We start from the raw sequence: 20,881 nt of genomic DNA on the forward strand, positions 1-20,881 counted from the left end.
AAAAGCGTGTATATATTTGATTCAAACCTCACTGCTCGGAGGTGATGTGTAATATAATCGTTCGGTTATATAAAAACAAAAACTCAATCATAAAACGAGTAAACGTCCGGGCTTAGAGAATAAAGAATTTCGTATGAACGCTATTCGTAAAGTTTATCAATATGCTGAACCGAATCTAACCCTAGTAGGTTGGATGGGCTTTGTCGGTTTCCCTGTTTACTTTGTTGTGTGGGAGTATCTGTTCCCGCAGCCTTATGAAAATCTGACTCTCCGCCTATTATGCTCGGTGTTGTTCTTCGGCATCATTTTCCGTAAACACGTTCCATTCGAATGGCGAAAGTATCTGCCTGCGTATTATCAAGTCGCGATTACGCTCTGTCTGCCATGTTTCTTCTTTTATATGTTGCTGATGAACAATTGGTCCAATGTTTGGGTCATGTCTTTCATGTCGGCAATATTCCTCCATATTCTTTTGGTTCATGTCACAGGAGTGATGTTTGCACAAACCTTTGCCGGAATAGGGATTGCAACGTTTTGCGCTTGGGTAGCACAAGGCTTCTATCTTGAGATAACCATGAACTGGACGCATGTGCCGATTTTTTGTTTATCTATCTATTCGGTAACCTGTTCTATTTCCGTAATCAGGTGGAACACGAGAACAAGGTGTCCCTAGCAAAATCTTTTGGTGCCGGTATTGCACACGAAATGAGAAATCCTCTTAGTGGCTTATTAACTTCTATTGATGTTATTCAATCGATACTGCCAAACCCAAAGAGTGGTGACATCAAAGAGCCATATGCACTGAGCGCCGAAGAGTTAAAACAGCTGCGTGACGTGGGTGACGAGGCCATGGAAATCATCCATTCAGGCAACGAGACCATCGATCTATTGTTGACGTCGATTGACGAGAACCGAGTATCTCGTTCAACCTTTAAAAAGCACTCTGCACAAGCAGTGATCGAATATTCAATCGACAGCTTTAACTACAAGCGCGCGTCGGATAAATCAGCCATCTCTTTGGATGTACAAAGCGACTTTGATTTTTTAGGAAGCGACACTTTGTTGAAGTATGTGATGTACAACCTGTTCAAGAATGCGTTCCATCACCGTAGCCCGGAAGACTTTCATATTCATGTCACCATGAGTAGCGATGACGTTAGCAATCAAATTGTGGTGACGGACAACGGGGCTGGCATCTCTAGTGATGCAATACGTCATATTTTCCAAGACTTCTATACGACTGGTAAATCAGGTAATTATGGGTTAGGTCTACCATTCTGTCAGAAGGTGATGCGTTCGTTTGGTGGAGAGATTAGATGCCAATCAGAGCTCGGCCAGTGGACTCAGTTTACGATGACGTTCCCGTCTTTAACGTCAAATTCAGTCAATGAGATTAAGAGTGAATTGAGAAAGTTAAAGTCGGTATTGATGGTGAGTGATCAAACAGTCCTGAATAAGAAAATGACGGAAATGTCTCGATTTATGGGATTTGACCTCACGACTTTGGATGTGGCATCTGCACTTAAAAACAAAGAGTATCAGTTCGAATTTGATTTAGTGTTCGTCGATATGGAGAGTTTGGATTTGAGGGCAAGCAGCCTTGATAAGCTTGAGTCTTTGTTGTCGTTTACAGAAGCGCGAATTGTTTACTTGTATGAGCATCATCCTGTTCACCGAGTTCGTAATGTGTCGTTTGAACCTATTTGGGTGGAGACACAAGTTTGGCTGCTGAACACCAAAGCAACGATTGACCGTTTACTGTTTGACTCGAATTACGTGATGCCTATGTTGGCCGCTAGGCCGATTGAAAATGCAAATAAGCGTACCATTATGGTCGTGGACGATAATGAATCTTTGCGTCGTTTTACGGCAATGTTACTGGAAAAGCAGGGTTTTGATGTCGTACAGAAAGAAGATGGTCAGCAAGCATTGGATGCGCTGGATTCAGACGATGTAGACTTGATCCTGATGGATATCGAAATGCCTATCATGGACGGTGTAGAAGCGTCTCGACTCATTAGAAGTGCGAATAAGCCTTACTCTTCGGTACCGATCATTGCACATACAGGAGACAGCTCGCCAGTCACGCTAGAGAAGATGGAGTCATCAGGAATGTCGGACTTTATTGTGAAACCAGCAGACAAGAACCGATTATTCGACAAGATTGCTCATTGGATATAGTGGTTCTAAACACAAGTGTGTTTGAGGTTTGAAGTAGACCGAGTCAATTTAATGAAGAGCTCAGCGATAGGCTGGGCTCTTTTAGTTTTGCGACATGATAGCGTCCATTCTGTCCTGCCGTTGGGTTGGCTATTAAATTGGTGTGTACAGCGTTATACGAACTCCAGCTCTGGATGATGATATGCCTGGTGACAAACCGTGAGCACATGATCGATATCTCTTGGTGTTATGTCTGCATTCACAGAGAAGCGGATGATGTTTTTGTTCTTGCCAGTCGCTGGGCGACAAAATACCGCACCGAACACATCTCGCTCCTCTAAGAAATCACGCACTCGTTCAGTATTTCTCTCGCTACCACACTCTAAAGCGATGATCTGAGATTCACTGCGGATGTTAAAGCCAATCTGTTTAAGTCCCGTAGTGAGTGATTTAGCACGTTCGAATAAGACTTCGCGCTTATCGTCAGAACTTTTAATGACCGCCAAGGTTTTCTCTAAGCGAGCGACTTCTTGTGGCAATACGGTCGAGCTAAAAATCGCAGGATAGGCGACAAAGGGCAGTGTCTCAGACAATTGTTTGGGGCCTAAGATCGCGCCAGCACGGTATGCAAAAGTTTTGGCCAAGCTTACAGTAATGAAATCGACTTGGTTAGTGAGCCCAAGTGCTTCAACGAGGCCAGCACCTTTGGTGCCATGAGTCCCCAGAGAATGCGATTCATCAACCACGAGTGCACAATCAAACTCTTGCGCCATTTCGTAGATGTCGCGGAGTGGGGCAATCGTGCCAATGGTGCTATAGACCGAATCTACAATAATGACGCCAGAGCCATAGCGCTCAAGCTGCTTGCGCAGATGGTTCATATTGTTATGCATGAACGGATGCGCGCTCGCACCTGCGGATCGAATACCTTCCCATAAAGACATGTGGGCAAAGAAATCAATATACACAGGAGTTTGTGGTGGGCAGATGGTTTGCAGTAAGCCGATGTTCGCCGCCCAGCCAGACTGAGACAGCAAGCAGCTTTCCATACCTACGTAGTTCGCGAGCTCATTTTCAAAGGCGGGTTTTGAATCCTCGTCTTGTAAGAAAATCGCCGACATGACGATGTTGTCATCATGTTCAGCAATTGCTTGCTGGTGGGCTTGTTGAATCTGTTTGTTGTGCGATAGCGCGAGGTAATCATTGCTTTGCATCACAACTGAATTGCGCCTAGGACGTTTACCCAGAACTAAGTGTGTTTGGCTTTCGTTCTGGGTAATGAGATCTTCAATGTAATGGTTTAAGCGTTCTTCAATAAAGGAAGGTAGTGGTTTATTTTTGGTTTTATCACTCATAATTATTCTCTTCATATACAAGATAACGCCAGCGCTGACAGGTGTATATTGACGACAAAAAATGAGGTGTCATTAGCTAAGTTGCATAAATGGGCACACCCTTGCAAACTCAATATTTATGGGTTTTAAGGTGAGTGGATTTCCTTACGGTAACGAGCTTTAGCCCCGTTAAAATCAGAATAATAAATGCCTTTTTTATAATAAATAACGATGAAAAAACTAAAGCTCAAAGCTTGGGTGGAAGCTATTTGCTGACACATTGTCGGATAAGTTTAATCAAGTCATCTAGCTGTTGTTTGGCCGCTCCCTCTAGTGAATAACCAATGTTGATGCGTAAGCAGTTGCTATAGAGATCAAGAGTACTGAATAGGTGTCCAAGTCGAATATCAATCTTTTTCTCGGTAACGGCTTGAGCAAAAATTGGTTGATTCAGATTTGGAATCTGTAGCCAAAGTACCATGCCACCTTGTGGGTTACTGATCTTTACATCTGGAGGCAGGTGTTGGGTTAAATAGTTGAGGTATCGTTGGCGCAACGATAGGATTTGAGAGCATCTTCTTCGAACGTGTTTTGCGTATTGACCAGATTCAATAAAGTCAGCGACAGCGAGTTGAGTGGGTAGAGCAACGCCGTAGCTTGCAGCAGAAAACTGTGCCTTGTACTCATTGATATACCTTCCCGGTAAGCACCATCCTAAGCGGTAACTCGGTGATAAGCTCTTCGAGACAGAACCACACCATAAAACATAACCACCTTTGTCATAGTATTTGGCAGGCAGTGGAGTGTGCGAAGAATAAGAGAGTTCCAGGTAGACATCATCTTCAATGATTGGAACTTGATACTCATTTGCTAATGCTGCCAATTTCTGCTTTTGGCTAGCAGACATATTGATCCCTTGTGGGTTCATATGCGAGGTACAGAAGATAGCGGCATCGACGCGTTTGCTTTTGAGATGTGTTTCTAACTGTTGTAGGTCTACACCGTCATCTAGAGATGGGATCTCGATGATCTTACGCGACATCTTGCCAAGTAATTCGAGTATTCCGTTGAAACATGGTGAGCTAATGGCAATGGTATCGCCTTCTTTGGTGCATGATTCAAGAGCGGCTTTTATTGCCGACATACAGCCAGCCGTGACCACCAGTTCGCCTGGTGAGAAATGTACATCAAGCTTGGCAAAGTGAGTGGACAATGCTTGTCGTAATATCGGCTCGCCTTGAGTATCAGGGTAATGGTTGAGCCTGTTACCCATGCGTTTTATAGATCGACGGAAACTGCGTTCAAGTTCAACGACCGATTGCTCATCATTGGTGGTGCTAGAGACTCCTAAAGGCCCATTGATTGAGTTGTGAGTCGATGAGGTTTGTCTCACTCTGGAAACTTTACTCTCAAACTGTGCCCATTCAGGTGTTGAGTGAGCTGGCTTATGAGGAGAAACAAAATACCCGGCTTGTGGTCGAGAGTGAATCCAGCCCTGTGACTCTAGCTCTTGGTAGCAACTTACTACGGTCGACATGCTAACGGCTTGTTGCTTAGCTAATTGACGAAGCGAAGGCATGCGCCCACCTTCGGGTCTTTTTCCACTTTCAATCTCATTAATAAACTGATTCGCAAGTTTTCGGTAAATGCTCATGGTAACGGTTGTGGTTAACTGTACTGGTTTTTGTTTCAAAAATTGTATCTGTACCCTTTTTGTTGTTCAAGGGATACTTTTTTAAAACAAAAGAGGGGGACAGTATGAAAAGAAATGATTTGTTGTTAGCGGTTTTGGTGATGGCAATTTGGGGATTCAATTTCTCGATGATCAAAATGGGCGTAACCAATGTTCATCCTTTGTTGGCAACGGCCGCGCGTTTCTCGCTAGCCGTGATACCAGTGATATTCTTTGTCGCAAGGCCGAATGTCGCGTGGCGTTATCTCGTGAGTTATGGCTTTGTCTTTGGGGTTGGTATTTGGGGTATGGCATCATGGTCAATCACAGCAGGCCTCTCATCTGGGCTTTCCTCAGTATTGCTTTCAAGCAACGTGCTTATTGGAATGGCAGTTGGGGTATGGGTTTTCAAAGAAAATGCGTCGGTTCGTAAGTTAATTGGTGCGATGCTAGCCCTGTGTGCACTTGCAGTTTTAGTCTCAGCGGCGAAAGGGAATGTCACCGTTAACGGCGTTATCTTGATTATGATTGCAGCGTGCAGTTGGACCTTAATGGGCGTCATTGTTAAGGCTTCCAGAACTAAGCAGGCGTTTGCATTTAATGTATGGGGAATGCTGTTTGCACCAGTGCCGTTGGTGTTATTTGCTGTGATGTTACACGGTGATCAAATCATCTGGCAGGGGATTGAACAATGGGACTGGAACACAACGATTGCGGTGCTATTTCAGGCATATCCAACCACGCTATTTGGCTATTGGGTGTGGAACAAGCTGTTAATCCAATATCCATTAAGCACAACCGCACCGTTAACCTTGCTCGTGCCAGTCTTCGCGCTGATCAGCGGATACTTTATGTACGATGAAGTGTTGTCACTCGCTCAAGTGGTTGCATCGGTGTTGTTCTTAATCGGGATTGGTTTGATCGTTAAACCTGCAACAGCGGTGAGTAGCGGTACATCCGGTGACAGAGAAGTGGAAAGAAAACTCGCTAAGCAATCATGATGTCATTTTCATTAACGAAGAGGGGTTTGAAGTAACCTTTATAGCCGTTATACCCCGATGACCATGATGTTGAACTATGAATTAAAGCCTCGCAAGCGCGGGGCTTTCTTATGATGGGATGAGTACATGAAATATGATCATTATCTAGGGTTCTCGATTTTCTTTCTAGTTATCAGGTGTTTTCTTGTTCTCTCTTTTAGAGAATGATTTGTCTTATTGTTATGTTATATTGTAATAATAGGGCAGGGTGACTTGCATCTTCGATACTTGGAAATCAATTACATGGAAAACACCAAACAAGTCCTACTGGTCGCCGGAACTCACGGTAACGAACTCTCTGGAATTTACCTACATAAACTTATTAAAGAGCGCTTGTATGCCGCTGATCGTTCGACATTTTCTACCGATTCAGTTATCGCAAACCCAAAAGCGGTAGATCAGAACGTAAGGTACTTAGACACGGATTTAAATCGTGAGTTTTCTCAGCTCAACAATGACGACACGCTAGGTTTAGCCGAGCATACCGTAGCTCGCCAGTTTGCAGAGCGATACGCAAGCAAAGAGCAGCAACTCATTATCGACCTACACAACACAACCAGCAATATGGGCGCGACACTGATCTTGCTTTCCAACGATGCTTTCTATCAAAAAATGGGCGCGTATGTGAAACAGCGAATGCCGGAAGCGAATATTCTATTTGAAGATAGGAAACCGTGGGATGAGCAGCCTTACCTTTGTACTACAGGGAAGTGCGGTGTAATGATTGAAGTGGGTGCTCAGGCACATGGTTCGCTTAAATTCGACACGCTTAAACTGATGAAGCAGATGCTGACCATGGTGCTTGATTATGTTGAGAAGAATAACCTCAATCAGCTGCAAGCATTAGAAGACTACGATGCGTTTTTCTATGTTGAAGAAGTTAATGTTCCCCTTGGCCCAGACGGCATGCGTGTTGCTACTGTGCACCCAGCGATATGTGGTCGGGATTTCGAGGTCGTTAAGCAAGGGCAGCCGATATTGGCGACGTTCTTTGGATATGATATTTATTGGGAACGTGAACAAGACATATACCCGCACTTTATCAACGAGAGTGCCTACGCTAAAGCCAACATCGCTATGGCACTTGCCGAGAAGCGATTGGTCTCAGTGAACTAGTGTGTTGAACCTATAACGGATTGGTTAAAAAGCCCTATGAATGCAGTAATTCATAGGGCTTTTAGGTTGGGGTAAGGGTTAACCAGGTCTGGCTAAATCTGACACGCCAACAATTGGTTTTCTAGATCGTTGTCGATGCTATAACCAATGACTTCTATTCTGGTTTCACTGCACTCATCGAGTTCTGATTCGGTCAAACCATCCTCTGTTAAGTTGTAGCCAAAGATACCATTTGGAGTAATAAACACCGCCTTCATACGTTCAACTTTCAAGCCGACTAGAAAGTGTCGTAAACGCTGGTGGTCAAACAGTTTATCGGCTGCAAATCGCCAGCCAATACTCTCGAAGCCTTCACCTTGGTTACTTGCCTTTATCATACCGCTCTCTGGCATCGGTAATTCTGAAGCGAGTGGCTTGTCTTGTTTATGATGATGGTGGTGATGGTGCCCATGAGCTTGATGATGGTAAAAGCTGGTGTCTCCATCAAACTCATCGAAAGGGATCTTACCGTGATGAGCAAAGATCAGCTTAGTGTCAGGGTGACAAATCTGAGCAACGTACTCGGCAAGTTTTTCGGCATCCCCCTTGTTATAAAGGTCTACTTTATTGCCGACGATCGTATCCGCAATGGTAATTTGTTGGTTGAAAGTATCGTGGTCAGAATAACGAGTATCAGACAGCTTGCGAGCATCTACCAAGGTGATGTTCTTTTGCAGTGATAGCACTTTACGATAATGTACAGAAGATAATACTTCTAACACTTCTTTCGGGTGGCCAAGGCCAGTAGGCTCAATCAGTAAGCGGTCTGGCTTCGCTTCAGAAAGCAACTGATTGAGTGCTATCTGCATGGGTAATCCCGCGGCACAGCACATGCAGCCACCGGGTACTTCCCGAATAAAAACTTGCTGTTGTTTGGTTTGATTGCCTTCGAATAAGCTTCCATCAACGCCAATTTCACCAAACTCATTCACCAAAATAGCCCAATTCTCATCGGCTGGTTTGTGCTTCATTAAGTTAAGAATCGCAGAGGTTTTTCCTACTCCGAGAAACCCAGTAATAATGTTGGTCGGAATCCCAAGCAAGGGGGATTTATTAGAGTTCATTAGCAATCCTTCTATAGCCTTGAACAAGAGTATGGTTGGCAGAGACAACCGATTCTGAAAACGCCGAGTATTCTGGTGGGACTTTTGAAATGCTGTTTAGGTCAAAGCCTGAACCTATGTTGGTCATCGGTGGTACATGAAAATTCTCAGGAAGGTCGAGTCCGTCCACCACGCAGTTATGACGAATCACGCAACCTTTACCAATGACGGCATTGAAAACGACAGAGTTGAAGCCGATAAAGACATCGTCACTGACTTCACAAGGCCCATGGATAATGGAGCGGTGAGCGATAGAGGAGCGTTCTCCTATGGTTACCGCAGCACCGGCCTTTGAATGGATAACCACACCATCTTGAATATTCGTGTCTCGCTTAATCACGATGGCTTCCATATCGCCGTGTTCATTAACCTCATCGGCACGTATCACGGCATAAGGACCAATGAACACGTTATCTTCAATGATCACCTTGCCACATATAATGGCCGTTGGATCAATGAAAGCGGTTTCCGATACGTTTGGCATATGGCCGTTAGGGTTTCTTCTTAACATATTGATTTCTTTTGATTGGTGGTAATAACTGCTGAGTTAGCGATCGAATGACAGCCTCATTGCTGGAGTGACCATGTCACCCGGTATTTCTTTTGATGTGTCAGCGGTAGGCGTATTTTGGTTATCAGGGGATTCTGGATTGCTATACACCTTGGCACCATTGACCCAGGTGTGCTTGATCTGAGCAGAGAATTCGTGCCCTGCGAAAGGTGACCATCCACATTGATGTAAGCTGTTTTCATTACTAACTAAGGTTGTTGCTAGTGGATCGACTAACACTAAATCGGCGAAGTAGCCCTCACGGATATAGCCGCGTTCCTGTATCGCATAACGAATGGATGGGTTATGTGCTGTTTTCTCTACGACTTGCTCTATGGTCATGGTTCCGGCATGTACGTGGTCAAACAGAGTTAAGAGGGCGTGTTGTACTAGAGGCAAACCGGCAGGCGCTTGCTCATAAGGAACTTGTTTTTCTTGCCATGTGTGTGGCGCGTGATCTGTCGCGATGATGTCGATTTCGCCCGTGTTCAAAGCTTCTAATAGAGCGTCTCTATCACCTGGGGATTTGATAGCAGGGTTGCATTTGATTTGGTTCCCTAATCTTGGGTAATCTTCATTACTGAACCAAAGGTGATGAACACACGCTTCAGCGGTTATCCGCTTACCTTCGATTGGCCCTTTATCAAATAGTGCTAACTCTTTCTCTGTAGTGATATGCAATACATGAAGCTGGCTATTGTGCTTTTTAGCGAGCTCAACGGCATAACAAGAAGAGGCATAGCAGGCTTTGTCATCTCCCAGGATAGGGTGGTCTTCAATCGTTAAGTCTGCTTTATCTTTTCTTAATTGCTCTTGGTTTTTAGCGATCACAGGCCCGCTTTCACAGTGGGTGACAATCAGGACGGGAGAGTCACGGAATATGGCATCGAGTGCTTGAGGATCTTCAACCAACAGGTTACCCGTTGAAGCACCCATAAATACCTTTACACCACAGTGTTTGGTTGGGTCGAGTTTCTTAATTTGGTCTAGATTGTCCTCTGTTGCACCGAGGTAAAAGGAGTAGTTAGCCAGTGAGCTCTGTGCTGCAATATCAAACTTTTTCTCTAAGGCCTCAATATTTGTTGTCGCGGGGGTGACGTTTGGCATTTCCATGTAGCTAGTAATACCGCCGGCGACAGCGGCACGTGATTCTGTCGCGATTGAGCCTTTGTGGGTTAACCCGGGCTCGCGAAAATGGACTTGATCGTCAATCATCCCCGGGATGAGGTAGCAACCTTTTGCTTCAATGACTTCACAATTTGAATTGGGCTGTATATTGCTTGCAACCTTTTCAATTCGTTGGTCGACAATTAATACATCTGTCTCGGTAATGGTACCTTCATTGACCACGTAGGCATTCTTAATGAGCGTTGCAGGCATAGCGTTTCAATCTCTCCTTGTTGATTAGGCTAATACGGTTGGAATCTAGTTATTCGATGTAGGTATTCTTAGCAGGGCATATTTACTTCGGGCTTAGCACACTCATCACAAACACAGCTGATCTCTATCTGAGGGCTTGTGACGGTGAATCCTTGTTGTTTCGCGTGAGATTTAAGATCGCGAATAATAGAAGGGTTGATGGTTTGTTCACTTATCTTGTCGCACTTAGAACAAATCAAAAACTGTGGGATGCCATGTTCGTGCTCGCAAAGGGTGTGATCACAAAGTATGTATTTATTTGATACCTTGATCTTGTGTGCTAGGTGATGTTGTTCTAAAAAGTCCAAGACTCGGTAGACCGACATCGCCTGAACATGTTGATCAAAATGTTCTTTGCAATAGTCAACTAACTCGTAGGCAGACAGCGCTTTATCGGCATGGGCTAACGCGCGCAGTATCAGCAGCCTTTTGGCGGTAAACTGTTTTCCATTGTCTCTACATCCTTGCTTGACGTGCTTAATGATCGCTTCAATATCTTTCATTTTAAGTACTAAAATTTACCCTGTTTGATATGTTATAACATATCAATTGCGAGCTGTGAAATGTACTTTGTTAAGTGGCACCATTGAATTATAGGGTTGAACGCCCTCGGACTAGGGGGGAATTGCAATAAGAGTCAGCACGCAATCAGAGATTACATTGCCCAACTCGAATTAAATGCTGAAATGATACAAATCTCATATTTAATACTGCTTATTAAGTAATCTTTGTTGACCTTGATATCAAATCAAGTGGCTGATTTTATTGGGTATAGGAGAAAAGTCTCAGAAATTAATACTTAGATAACTAAAGTTTTAAATTCTAATTTATCAATAGTTGTTGGAATATAGTTCTATTTGGGAACTGTTAAGCAGATGTTTTTAGCCATATATATGAAATTAAGAGCGTGTTATGTTTCTGATTTGAAAGAATAATCTTACAGTTCAAATAAAAAAGTTGGCGAAAATCAGAAGCTTGGCATACACTTTCCTTGTAAATGACCTTATCTCATTGATTGAATAGGGTAAATGCTTTGGCGCTACTGGCGATAGTAGCAATGATTAACATAGCTTTGAGGAAAGTTTTATGGCACTCACGAAGGCCGATTTGGCTGAGAACCTGTTTGAGACACTCGGATACAGCAAGCGGGATGCCAAGGAAACGGTTGAAGTGTTTTTCGAAGAAGTTCGTAAAGCGCTTGAAAATGGCGAACAGGTAAAACTGTCTGGTTTTGGTAATTTTGATCTTCGCGAGAAAAACGAGCGACCTGGTCGTAACCCGAAAACTGGTGAAGACATTCCAATTTCTGCTCGACGTGTTGTTACTTTTAGACCGGGACAAAAACTAAAGGCCCGTGTCGAAAATATTAAAATCGAGAAGTAGCCAAGCAATTGACCACGCCTAGCGTGGTCTTTTTGTTTTTGTCACCATATTTATTCTTGCCTTCCGTTTTCATTCTTTTATCTTCTCGTATCTGATGTGACCCCATTAAAGTAGACACTTAATACAGAGTATTAAGTGTTATGAAAGTAAAATCACAAAGACAATATACAGACGAATTTAAACGAGAAGCGGTTCAGCAATCTCTTGACTCTTCTGACACCGTTAAGTCAGTAGCACTATCCTTAGGGATATCACCAGTGCTACTTTCTAAATGGAGATGCCAAATGACGTCCAAGAAGACAAATCCTTTGCCAATACCTAACCAAGGCCCTGAGAAATCCGTTGCACAATTGGAGAAGGAGATCCGCCAGTTGAAAAAGAAGCTTGAGATGGCGGAGCTGGAGAATGATTTCTTAAAGGAAGCGAAGGCTTTCTTCGACAGCCAAAAAGAATAAGATTCGAGTACATCCTGAAGAAGGCTAGTGTGAAGCTCCCGGTTATTCGTTTATGCCGATGGTTAGATGTATCGACTGCTGGTTATTACAAGTGGCTTACGAGGAAACCCTCGAAACGAGAGACAGAAAATGAATGCTTAAGCAGCTACCTGAAAAGAGAAAGCAAAGCTCAACACTGTATTCCAGGTTACCGAAAACTTTGGGAAGCAGCTGTCGCTAATGGCTTTATTTGTAATAAAAAGCGAGTACAGAGGCTTTTACAAAACATGGGCTATCGCTCTTGCGCTAGCAAGAAGCGATATGGACGAACGCTTAGACAAAATACACTCATACCTGCTTATAACATCCTTGACCGTCAATTTAAGGTAGATAAACCAAATCGAGTTTGGGTATCAGACATAACTCAGGTGCGCTGTTCGGATGGTTGGCAGTATCTGTGCGTCGTCTTAGATTTGTTTTCACGCAAAGTGATTGGCTGGTCGACAAGTCGAATTAACAACGCAAGTTTAGTACTAAAAAGCCTGAATAAGGCTTGGGAAAAAAGGCAGCCCTTCGGTCATGAACTCTTGTTTCACTCCGATCAAGGCATTCAGTATCGAGCGTTGGAAACGATCCGCTGGCATCGTAAACGCAAGATTAAAATTAGTATGTCGAGAAAAGGAAACTGCTGGGATAATGCTTGTTCTGAAAGCTTCTTCGCGCAATACAAGAAAGAATGGATGAACCACTTAGGAGAGATCTCACGACAAGAAATGACAATGCAGAGTCGAATCTACATTGATACCTATTATAATCCAATAAGAAGGCATGGGACTTTAGGTGGACTAAGTCCTATGGATTTTGAGCTAATTAACTAAACCCCTGTGTCTACTTTTTAGGGGCCACATCACTCTCGTATCTCGTATCTCGTATCTCGTATCTCGTATCTCGTATCTCGTACAATTTCTAATCAGCGTTCAGTTCTCCTTAACGGTAGTTAATTCTAATTGAATTTAAATACACCGCTCTATTTGCTGTAATGCGTCCACTTTATGACCGATCAAACTGATTTTTTGATCCAGATCTTAGGAGGATGTGTGCGAAAAGCCGCTTTAGCTTGGGTATTGCTTTTATTTCCCGCGATAGGCCAAGCTGCCGATTACCAACAAATTGCCAATATGTGCGTCGCTTGCCATGGCAGTACTCAAGACACTTCTTTTCCTTCTATTCCGAACCTGAAATGGCAGAACAAGCCTTACGTGGTTGAACAGCTCACGGCTTTTAAGAGTGGAGAACGTTCCGATAAAACCATGTCTAAAGTCGCCCAGCTTTTGTCTGAGCAAGATATTGAGCAGCTTGCCACTTACTTTTACACACTGAATCACAAAGGATCGCAACAATGAGTTTAGATAGAAGACAGTTCCTGAAAGCTGCGTTAACTGCAACCGCGGCGTCAGCGTTGCCGGTCTCTTGGGTGTTTGCTGCTAATCGCCCGGAAGGTTTAGAGGCCCTGGATATCAATGCGTTAACGTGGGCAAAAGCAGAAGATTTGCCGGATTACTATACCATTTTAAATACCAACCCTTTGAATGCTTATCCGCCAGAAAGTATGCTCGCCCCCGCTGTTACGCCCGCTGATGTTCCATTTGTTCGATGGAATGGTTTAATGCCAGATTTCAATAAAATGGATCCGGATACTTGGACGTTCGAAGTGAAAGGGGAGTCTGTAAAACAGAGTAAAACTTACACAATAGCGGAACTCAAATCTAAGTTTAAACACCATACTCAAAGCCTAGTATTGGAGTGTGGTGGCAACAGCCGTAATAACTTTTACCCAAGCACTAAAGGCAATCAGTGGAACAATGCAGGCGTGTACTGCGCACAGTGGACAGGTGTGTTGCTCAGTGATGTGCTAAAAGACTGTGGTATCAAAGATGACGCGGTTTATGTGGGCAACCATGGCTTTGATAAGCACCTAAGTGGTAAAGGTGAAGCGATCTCTCGCGGCGTACCGATTGAAGCCGCAATGACTGACAATGCCTTGATTGCATGGGAAATGAATGGCGAACCTATTCCATATCTTCATGGTTTTCCGTTGAGAACGGTATTTGGAGGTCGCCCAGCTTCTGTCTCTCAAAAGTGCACTACGGGCATTAGTATCCGAAATAAAGTTCATGATGGCCATAAAATGGCAGCACCCGCCTATCAAGTGCCTAAGCACCCAATCGCGCCTGGTGAAAAAGTAGAAAACAAGGATTTTAGAATCATTGAAGAGATGATTGTGAAATCGCTAATTACCTCGCCAAAGAGTGGCACTGAGTTTGCGCTTGGTAAAAAGGTCAAAGTGAGCGGGCACGCGTGGGCTGGGCTGAGAACCGTCGAGAAGCTCCAAGTTAGTTACGATTACGGTACCACTTGGCACGATGCCAAGCTGAATAAACCGGTAAACAAGGGCGCGTGGCAGCAATGGGAAGCCGATCTAGAACTTCCTATGACAGGTTATTATGAGATCTGGGCGAAGGCGACCGATAGCGAAGGCGATAGCCAGCCAGTGGTTCAACCGCAATGGAATCCAAAAGGGTATCTGTTTAATGGTTGTCATAGAGTCGCGGTAAGAGTTTCGTGAGGAAAGCCATGTGTGATAATTCAACTCAGCCCAACAAGCGCTCTTATCGTAAAGGAATTATGAGAGCGGCACTGGTCTGTAGCTTGTCAACCTCAATGCTTGTTCATGCCGATGAAGTGCCGGATAACCCGAAGGCTTTCTATGGGGTAGATAAGAGTTCAGGTTTAATCATGGCTCCGGGATGGGAGTTAGTGAAAGGCCAATGTAATGCGTGCCACACGAGTCTTATTGTGGCGCAGAACAGTGGTACTCGAGAGCAATGGCGTGAAACGATTGAATGGATGGTAGACACTCAGGGACTATGGGACTTGTCTGATACATGGGACCCAGTACTGGACTATCTGAGTACCTACTATCAAGACAAAGGGATCGACATGAACAAGTATCGACGCAAACCTATTGATAGCGCTCTGATGCCGCCTATGCCGGGAGAGCAATAATGAATCTAACTAAGTTCACGCTGCTATTGGTAACGTCGACTGTTGCTATGATGTCACTCTCCGCATGCACTGACGAAAACACTGAAACGGTGGGAAAGGTTTCGCCAAAACTAACAATACAAAGTGACAAAAGAGAACCATACATACCAAGCTTGATGGTAGGTGAAAAGCTCGTTAACAACTTATGTAGCCAGTGCCACGGCGATAAAATCATCCCTTTCGTACAGTCTTATCCGAATATTAAGGGGCAGAAATCCAGCTACATCCTTAAACAATTGCGTGACTTTAAAAGTGATTCACGTCAGGACTTATACATGCAGTCAGTCTTGAAGTCTCTATCTGATAAGGATTTACAGGATGTCGCTGCTTTTTATAGCACCTTAAAGCCATTGGACTTGTATGAACGCTCCCAGGAGTATTACCACCAATAGCGTTCGCTTGTGATTCACAAGAGAAACACTGAAATTAAAAAAGGGCTGCGAGTGCAGCCCTTGTTCGTTTTTGGCTTTGTAGTAGCGGTAAGGTTGGTGTTATGCCGCTTTAATATGAGTCGTAATGTATGGTTGCCATGCTTGTTGGTATAGCTCTAAAGATTGGCGTCTTAGGCTATTGATTTGCGCAGCTTCAATGTCGTTGATTGGGCGCTTTTCGGCAATGGCATGGCGCTCAATACCTTGGATGATCTCGTATAGCTCATGTTCAGGACCACTTTTCACATCCGCTATCGCTTTTAAGTGAAGTTGAACCTCGGCGATCATGTTAGTTTTTGGTAAGCGAACCAGTAAGTTAAGGTCACGGTAGCCAGAGTCAGCTGGTGACTTAAACTTGTTTTTCACTTTTACCACGTCCGCTTCACGGCTCAGTGCTTCGTACACTTCAACTAAGCTTTCTACATCATTAGCGATGATTGTTGCGCGAGCTAGGTCGGTAATTCTTGTGTTGTCACCATCCAGTTCTAATTCAATTTTCTCTTGAGCGCGAGCTTGAGATTTAACACCAGCGAATAGGGCATCTGAATTAGTGAGAAGAGCAGTACTTTTACAGATTGTCTCTAGCTCTGCTTGCGCTTGGTGAGCTTTGCTGTAAAGGATGTCGAAGTCGGTATAAGGCTGAGTTGGACGCGAGTCGAAGGCCTTGATGCCATATAGGCCGCTTAGGCTGTGGCGGAATACGTTTGATGAAACTTGGTTTTGCGAAGACGCTGTGCGCGATTGATCAGTTGAACTCGTTGAAACAGGTGCTGCTGCGAATGCAGGCGCTCGGCTCAATACTAGAAGCATTAGGGCCGTCGTACGGAGAAATACACTCATTCAAACTCCAAAATACAAGGTTACAAAAACGGGTAGTTAAAAGGGGTAACCAGTAACGCATAAGAGTAAAAAAGCTTAACTAAACTCACTACATATTAAATGGGGCTAATTAAGACAGAAACCAACTCTAACGTTTAATATTGCTTTAAAATGTGAACATATAGACAAATAATTCCAGCGTTTGTTCCGCAATTTTAAGAACTTTGGACCTAGCCAGTTTCTGGTGTTACTCGAAACCAATTTGACACTTTAAGCCAAGCTAAGGTTGCTCTTACTTCTCTATACTGTACCCTTGCATTATGACTGTTTAACATGAACGAAAGATGAATAATCCTGAATTTTGGCACAATAAATGGGCAGCCAACCAAATTGGTTTCCACCTTGAAGATGTAAACCCACTTTTGGTTGAGTTTTGGAAAGCAACTGAGCCTAGCTATGAGAAGAGTGTTTTTGTTCCTCTATGTGGCAAGAGTGAAGATCTGATTTGGCTAGCGTCTAAACATGAAGATGTTCAAGGTGTGGAATTGAGCCAGATTGCGGTTAGAGCTTTTTTCTCTGAGCATTTTTACACGCCAACCGTAACTCAAATAAACGGTCAGCATGAGCTTTATCAATTTGATGAGTTGAGTGTTTACACTGGGGATTACTTCACTGCGCCAATTCAGCCGGTCGATATTATTTATGATCGTGCTTCTTTAGTTGCTTTGCCTGCTGAGATGAGAGTGCAATATGTAGAACGCTTGAAGCAGTTATTGAAGCCTGGCGGCAAGATCCTGCTTGTAACGCTAGACTACGACCAAGACGAAATGGCAGGTCCTCCGTTTAGCGTACCTAAACTAGAAATCGATCAGTTGTTTGCGGGTTACAAGATTACGTTATTGAATCAAGACATTGCAGACCAAGAGCACCCTAAGATTGCTAAGAAAGGTTTGTCTCGATTCAGTGAGGAAGTGTACTTGATTGAGTCGGAAGTCTAAGCTCAGTTTGCTTTCGAAAAGATAACACCAATGAAAAGACGGGCGCATGGCCCGTCTTTTTGATCGTTAAGACTTCATGTGTGAAAGCCTAATTAGTAAATCACTTTAACTTTAGATGCGCTGGTGATTGCATCTTCAATCGCGGTTTCTGTGCTCTTACGGCGTGTTAGTGCAACACCAAGGCGACGACGACCATCGATGTCTGGCTTACCAAACAGGCGAACTTGTGTTTGTGGTGCATCTAGCGCTTCCGCAAGGCTTTCAAAACGGATGTTCGTTGATGTGCCTTGTCCAAGGATTACTGCAGACGCACATGGGCCATACTGAGTAATTGATTTAATTGGCATACCTGTAAATGCACGTACGTGCAGCGCGAATTCTGATGAGTCTTGAGACATCAAAGTCACTAAGCCAGTATCGTGTGGGCGAGGGGATACTTCGTTGAAGATCACATGGTCACCTTTAACGAACAACTCTACGCCAAAGATACCATGACCGCCTAAAGCATTAACCACTTGCTCTGCTGTGTACTGTGCCGCTTTTAGAGCGTTGTCTGACATGATTTGTGGCTGCCATGATTCGCGGTAATCACCATCTTCTTGGCGGTGGCCGATAGGTGCACAGAAATGGACACCGTCGACGGCGCGAACGGTTAGAAGAGTAATCTCATAATCAAAGTCGATGAAACCTTCAACGATCACACGACCCGCACCAGTACGACCGCCTTCTTGTGCGTAGTCCCAAGACTTCTGGATATCTTCTTCGGTTTTGATAACGCTTTGGCCTTTGCCTGAAGAACTCATTACTGGTTTCACAACGCAAGGCATACCGACAAATTCAACCGCTGCAGCGAAATCTTCAAAGGTGTCTGCAAAGCGGTAAGGGGATGTGCTTAGCTTGAGTTCTTCTGCTGCCAGGCGACGAATACCTTCACGGTTCATCGTTAGCTTAGTGGCGTTAGCTGTTGGAACGACATTCAAGCCTTGAGCTTCAAGCTCTACCAACTTGCTGGTGGCGATAGCCTCAATTTCAGGCACCACGTAATCTGGTTTTTCTAGTTCAATGATGGCTTGAAGTGCATCGCCATCTAACATGTCTAATACATGGCTGCGATGCGCAACTTGCATAGCTGGCGCATCTGCATAACGGTCACAAGCAATAACTTCTAAACCTAAACGTTGGCACTCGATAGCCACTTCTTTGCCAAGTTCACCTGAACCTAATAGAAGTACACGAGTAGCATTTTCACGAGTAGCAGTACCAAACATAGAAATTCCTTCCGATCTTTTGAACGATTGATTGAAAACGGGGTGATCATACTTATTTAAACGACAAAAGCAAACGTTTGCGTAAGTTGTGGTGTTAATTACAAGCATAAAAAAAGCAGCCCTATAAAAATGGGCTGCTTATTTAAAAGGTTGTTAATTAGATGTACTTAGATTGCTAAGTAAGTCACTGGAATGTCAGGATTAATCGCTTCTAATGTAGATTGCGTATCCGCTAGGTGACTGATACTACCCTCGGCGATTTCAACCAATGCTGCACTTTCAATTTGTTCAAAATCGAAGCCCGCAAGTTTTAGTTGAATCAGCGCAACTTGTAGCGGTGGAAGGCTAGGGTTGAATGCTGCGTTTTCAGCGTAAGCACCAGTGAAGATCTCACCAGTTGTTAGCTGTAGTGATACACCACTTAAATTTTTGGTGTATGGCGCATGGCTGCGGTTAAGGGCTGCTAATGCTTCAACTACGATAGGAGTGGTCTCTTCCGTCGTGTACTTATGATCAAGTTCAGACATCAAGCCTGTTGTTACACCAAGATCAGAAGGTCCAAATGAATCAGGTAGGTACTCTTGTAGTGACATTTCATCACGCTGTGGCAGCTGAACTTTAAGCTCTTTCGCTGTAGTCAACTCATTCATAAATTGACGACAGTGACCACAAGGGCTGAAGTTAATTGTGATGTCCGAGATGCCTCGCTCGCCTTTCATCCAAGCGTGGCTGATTGCAGATTGCTCTGCGTGTACGGTTTGGCCAAGTTGCGCACCCGCGATTTCAAGGTTTGCACCAAAGTACAAAGTACCAGACAAACCACGCACGATCGCGCCAACGTAAAAGTCAGATAGCGGAGCGTATGAATACGCTGCAGCAAAAGGAAGTAGTGCGATGCGTAGTTCGTCATCCGCTAAGCCGCTTGCTTGAAGCAGGCTAGAGAACTGTTCTGGAGACAATGTCGCGTCAAAGTTGTCTGCTAATACGATGTCACTTAAAAGCGCTTTCATTGATGATGGAGCACTTTCCAGCGCCAGGGTAATACGACTGTTCATGTTGAATCCTTAATTGACCTTAGGCTTTAAGTTTATGCAATGCTCAGGAATTTTCTGTGATAAAGATCACTATTGTATTGTTGTTGTTACATTGGATTGCATAATTAGAGTGAGGTCACACTTGAAATCGATTGCAAGGACCATTTTTACAGCTGATATCGCACTTATTGTTCAAAATCACCGGTGATTAGCTGAATAAATGGCAATAAAAAGCCCAAGCAAACACTGAAATCAACAGGGCTGCGCTTGGGCTGATACGTTTTGTGAGCACTTCCGCTATGAATAAAACCAGACGACCATGCCAAACACGCTAGGTGCGATGATTGAGGTGATAACGCCACAAAGCACTAGCGCCAGTGAACTGAAAGCCGCATCTTCTTGGTTCTTTTCGGCACAAGTCGCCGTACCTAACGCGTGAGAAACCGTGCCCATGGTTAAACCCCTAGCAATAGGGCTCTTAATACCAATCAGATTGTAGATAGGGTAAGCAAAAATTGCCCCGAATAAACCAACGATAAGAACTAGTATTGCAGCAATAGCCGCTTCACCACCAAGATGGCTTGATACTTCCATTGCAATGGGTGTGGTGACTGATTTGCCCAATAGACTCGCAATCAAACTTAGGTCAGCTTTGAAAGCGACGGCAATCATTGCCGCTGTGGTCATCGACATCACACTACCCAGTGTGCATGCAAAGGTTATGATTCGCCAGTTAGCTCGAATTTGAGGTAGCTGCTCATATAAAGGATAAGCTAGGGCGACAACCGCTGGCTGAAGCATGTACGTAATCCAAGTATTGTCTGCGTAGTAGGTCTCGAACGGGACTTTAAAGAACGTCAGAATTGGAATGATGATGCCAATGCTTATTAGAAGCGGGTTACATAGCGGGGAGTTCACTTTCTGACTTACCCAACGGGCAAACAGAAACACCACCATAGTTAATAGAATCCACATG

General features: G+C 44.1%; 19 protein-coding genes and 1 pseudogene. 10 read left to right on the forward strand and 10 right to left on the reverse strand.

What is annotated here, in order from left to right; genetic code table 11:
- Positions 1 to 133 precede the first annotated feature (133 nt).
- Positions 134 to 2,181, forward strand: a pseudogene (locus OCV52_RS06775) (response regulator).
- A 152-nt stretch (positions 2,182 to 2,333) separates the two neighbouring features.
- Here the strand turns inward: OCV52_RS06775 and cqsA are convergent.
- Positions 2,334 to 3,515 carry an alpha-hydroxyketone-type quorum-sensing autoinducer synthase gene (gene cqsA, locus OCV52_RS06780; protein WP_137409070.1) on the reverse strand — a complete coding sequence of 394 codons (1,182 nt, stop codon included), beginning with the start codon at positions 3,513 to 3,515 and terminating at the stop codon, positions 2,334 to 2,336.
- 244 nt (positions 3,516 to 3,759) lie between these two features.
- Complete coding sequence (locus OCV52_RS06785) at positions 3,760 to 5,148, reverse strand: aminotransferase-like domain-containing protein (protein ID WP_137409073.1); 1,389 nt, start codon at positions 5,146 to 5,148, stop codon at positions 3,760 to 3,762.
- A 104-nt stretch (positions 5,149 to 5,252) separates the two neighbouring features.
- Between OCV52_RS06785 and OCV52_RS06790 the strand changes: the two genes are divergently transcribed.
- Together OCV52_RS06790 and OCV52_RS06795 are read left to right on the forward strand one after the other, a co-directional pair.
- A complete protein-coding gene (locus OCV52_RS06790) occupies positions 5,253 to 6,167 on the forward strand; it encodes an EamA family transporter (RefSeq protein WP_137409069.1) in 915 nt (304 codons plus the stop codon).
- Between the two features lie 282 nt (positions 6,168 to 6,449).
- A complete protein-coding gene (locus tag OCV52_RS06795; protein ID WP_137409068.1) occupies positions 6,450 to 7,322 on the forward strand; it encodes an aspartoacylase in 873 nt (290 codons plus the stop codon).
- 92 nt (positions 7,323 to 7,414) lie between these two features.
- Here the strand turns inward: OCV52_RS06795 and OCV52_RS06800 are convergent, their stop codons facing one another.
- From OCV52_RS06800 to OCV52_RS06815, 4 genes are all read right to left on the reverse strand, one after another.
- Positions 7,415 to 8,425 carry a CobW family GTP-binding protein gene (locus OCV52_RS06800; RefSeq protein WP_137409067.1) on the reverse strand — a complete coding sequence of 337 codons (1,011 nt, stop codon included), beginning with the start codon at positions 8,423 to 8,425 and terminating at the stop codon, positions 7,415 to 7,417.
- Entirely contained in the window at positions 8,415 to 8,975 is a 561-nt protein-coding gene (locus OCV52_RS06805) for an LbetaH domain-containing protein (RefSeq protein ID WP_004741797.1), read from the reverse strand. Before OCV52_RS06805 ends, OCV52_RS06800 begins: the two co-directional genes overlap by 11 nt.
- 36 nt (positions 8,976 to 9,011) lie before the next feature.
- Positions 9,012 to 10,394, reverse strand: coding sequence for a dihydroorotase (locus OCV52_RS06810; protein WP_137409066.1), 1,383 nt, complete (start codon positions 10,392 to 10,394; stop codon positions 9,012 to 9,014).
- A 68-nt stretch (positions 10,395 to 10,462) separates the two neighbouring features.
- On the reverse strand, positions 10,463 to 10,936 hold the full coding sequence (locus OCV52_RS06815) for a Fur family transcriptional regulator (RefSeq protein ID WP_137409065.1): 474 nt from the start codon (positions 10,934 to 10,936) through the stop codon (positions 10,463 to 10,465).
- A 583-nt stretch (positions 10,937 to 11,519) separates the two neighbouring features.
- Between OCV52_RS06815 and ihfA the strand changes: the two genes are divergently transcribed.
- The 6 genes from ihfA to OCV52_RS06845 all read left to right on the forward strand — a co-directional run bounded on the left by ihfA (position 11,520) and on the right by OCV52_RS06845 (position 15,747).
- Entirely contained in the window at positions 11,520 to 11,816 is a 297-nt protein-coding gene (gene ihfA, locus OCV52_RS06820; RefSeq protein WP_004734853.1) for an integration host factor subunit alpha, read from the forward strand.
- Positions 11,817 to 11,956: 140 nt separating this feature from the next.
- Positions 11,957 to 13,128, forward strand: a protein-coding gene (locus OCV52_RS06825) for an IS3 family transposase (RefSeq protein ID WP_137409204.1) whose coding sequence is annotated in 2 segments (ribosomal slippage) — positions 11,957 to 12,239 and positions 12,239 to 13,128 — 1,173 coding nt in all. Because the reading frame shifts where the segments join, the coding sequence is not laid out codon by codon here.
- Between the two features lie 219 nt (positions 13,129 to 13,347).
- Complete coding sequence (locus OCV52_RS06830; RefSeq protein WP_105057835.1) at positions 13,348 to 13,653, forward strand: c-type cytochrome; 306 nt, start codon at positions 13,348 to 13,350, stop codon at positions 13,651 to 13,653.
- A complete protein-coding gene (locus tag OCV52_RS06835; protein ID WP_137407716.1) occupies positions 13,650 to 14,876 on the forward strand; it encodes a sulfite oxidase in 1,227 nt (408 codons plus the stop codon). The genes OCV52_RS06830 and OCV52_RS06835 overlap by 4 nt, the downstream gene beginning before the upstream one ends.
- Before the next feature lie 8 nt (positions 14,877 to 14,884).
- On the forward strand, positions 14,885 to 15,316 hold the full coding sequence (locus OCV52_RS06840) for a cytochrome C (RefSeq protein ID WP_137407717.1): 432 nt from the start codon (positions 14,885 to 14,887) through the stop codon (positions 15,314 to 15,316).
- On the forward strand, positions 15,316 to 15,747 hold the full coding sequence (locus tag OCV52_RS06845) for a c-type cytochrome (protein WP_137407718.1): 432 nt from the start codon (positions 15,316 to 15,318) through the stop codon (positions 15,745 to 15,747). The genes OCV52_RS06840 and OCV52_RS06845 overlap by 1 nt, the downstream gene beginning before the upstream one ends.
- A 99-nt stretch (positions 15,748 to 15,846) precedes the next feature.
- Here OCV52_RS06845 and OCV52_RS06850 read toward each other — a convergent pair whose 3' ends face one another.
- Positions 15,847 to 16,626, reverse strand: coding sequence for a RelA/SpoT domain-containing protein (locus OCV52_RS06850; RefSeq protein ID WP_116870434.1), 780 nt, complete (start codon positions 16,624 to 16,626; stop codon positions 15,847 to 15,849).
- A gap of 323 nt (positions 16,627 to 16,949) precedes the next feature.
- Here OCV52_RS06850 and OCV52_RS06855 point away from each other — a divergent pair, with 323 nt between their 5' ends.
- Positions 16,950 to 17,603: a thiopurine S-methyltransferase gene (locus OCV52_RS06855; protein WP_137407719.1), complete on the forward strand. Its 654-nt coding sequence runs from the start codon at positions 16,950 to 16,952 to the stop codon at positions 17,601 to 17,603.
- Positions 17,604 to 17,695: 92 nt separating this feature from the next.
- On the opposite strand, the gene purT is transcribed toward OCV52_RS06855, so the two are convergent.
- The 3 genes from purT to OCV52_RS06870 all read right to left on the reverse strand — a co-directional run bounded on the left by purT (position 17,696) and on the right by OCV52_RS06870 (position 20,880).
- Positions 17,696 to 18,871, reverse strand: coding sequence for a formate-dependent phosphoribosylglycinamide formyltransferase (gene purT / locus OCV52_RS06860; protein ID WP_137407720.1), 1,176 nt, complete (start codon positions 18,869 to 18,871; stop codon positions 17,696 to 17,698).
- 167 nt (positions 18,872 to 19,038) lie between these two features.
- Positions 19,039 to 19,926, reverse strand: a complete 888-nt coding sequence (gene cdd, locus OCV52_RS06865) for a cytidine deaminase (RefSeq protein ID WP_008217477.1) — start codon at positions 19,924 to 19,926, stop codon at positions 19,039 to 19,041.
- A gap of 276 nt (positions 19,927 to 20,202) precedes the next feature.
- Complete coding sequence (locus OCV52_RS06870) at positions 20,203 to 20,880, reverse strand: LrgB family protein (RefSeq protein WP_102426041.1); 678 nt, start codon at positions 20,878 to 20,880, stop codon at positions 20,203 to 20,205.
- Between the last annotated feature and the right edge of the window lies 1 nt (position 20,881).

Source organism: Vibrio chagasii (assembly GCF_024347355.1).
GTDB lineage: Bacteria > Pseudomonadota > Gammaproteobacteria > Enterobacterales > Vibrionaceae > Vibrio > Vibrio chagasii.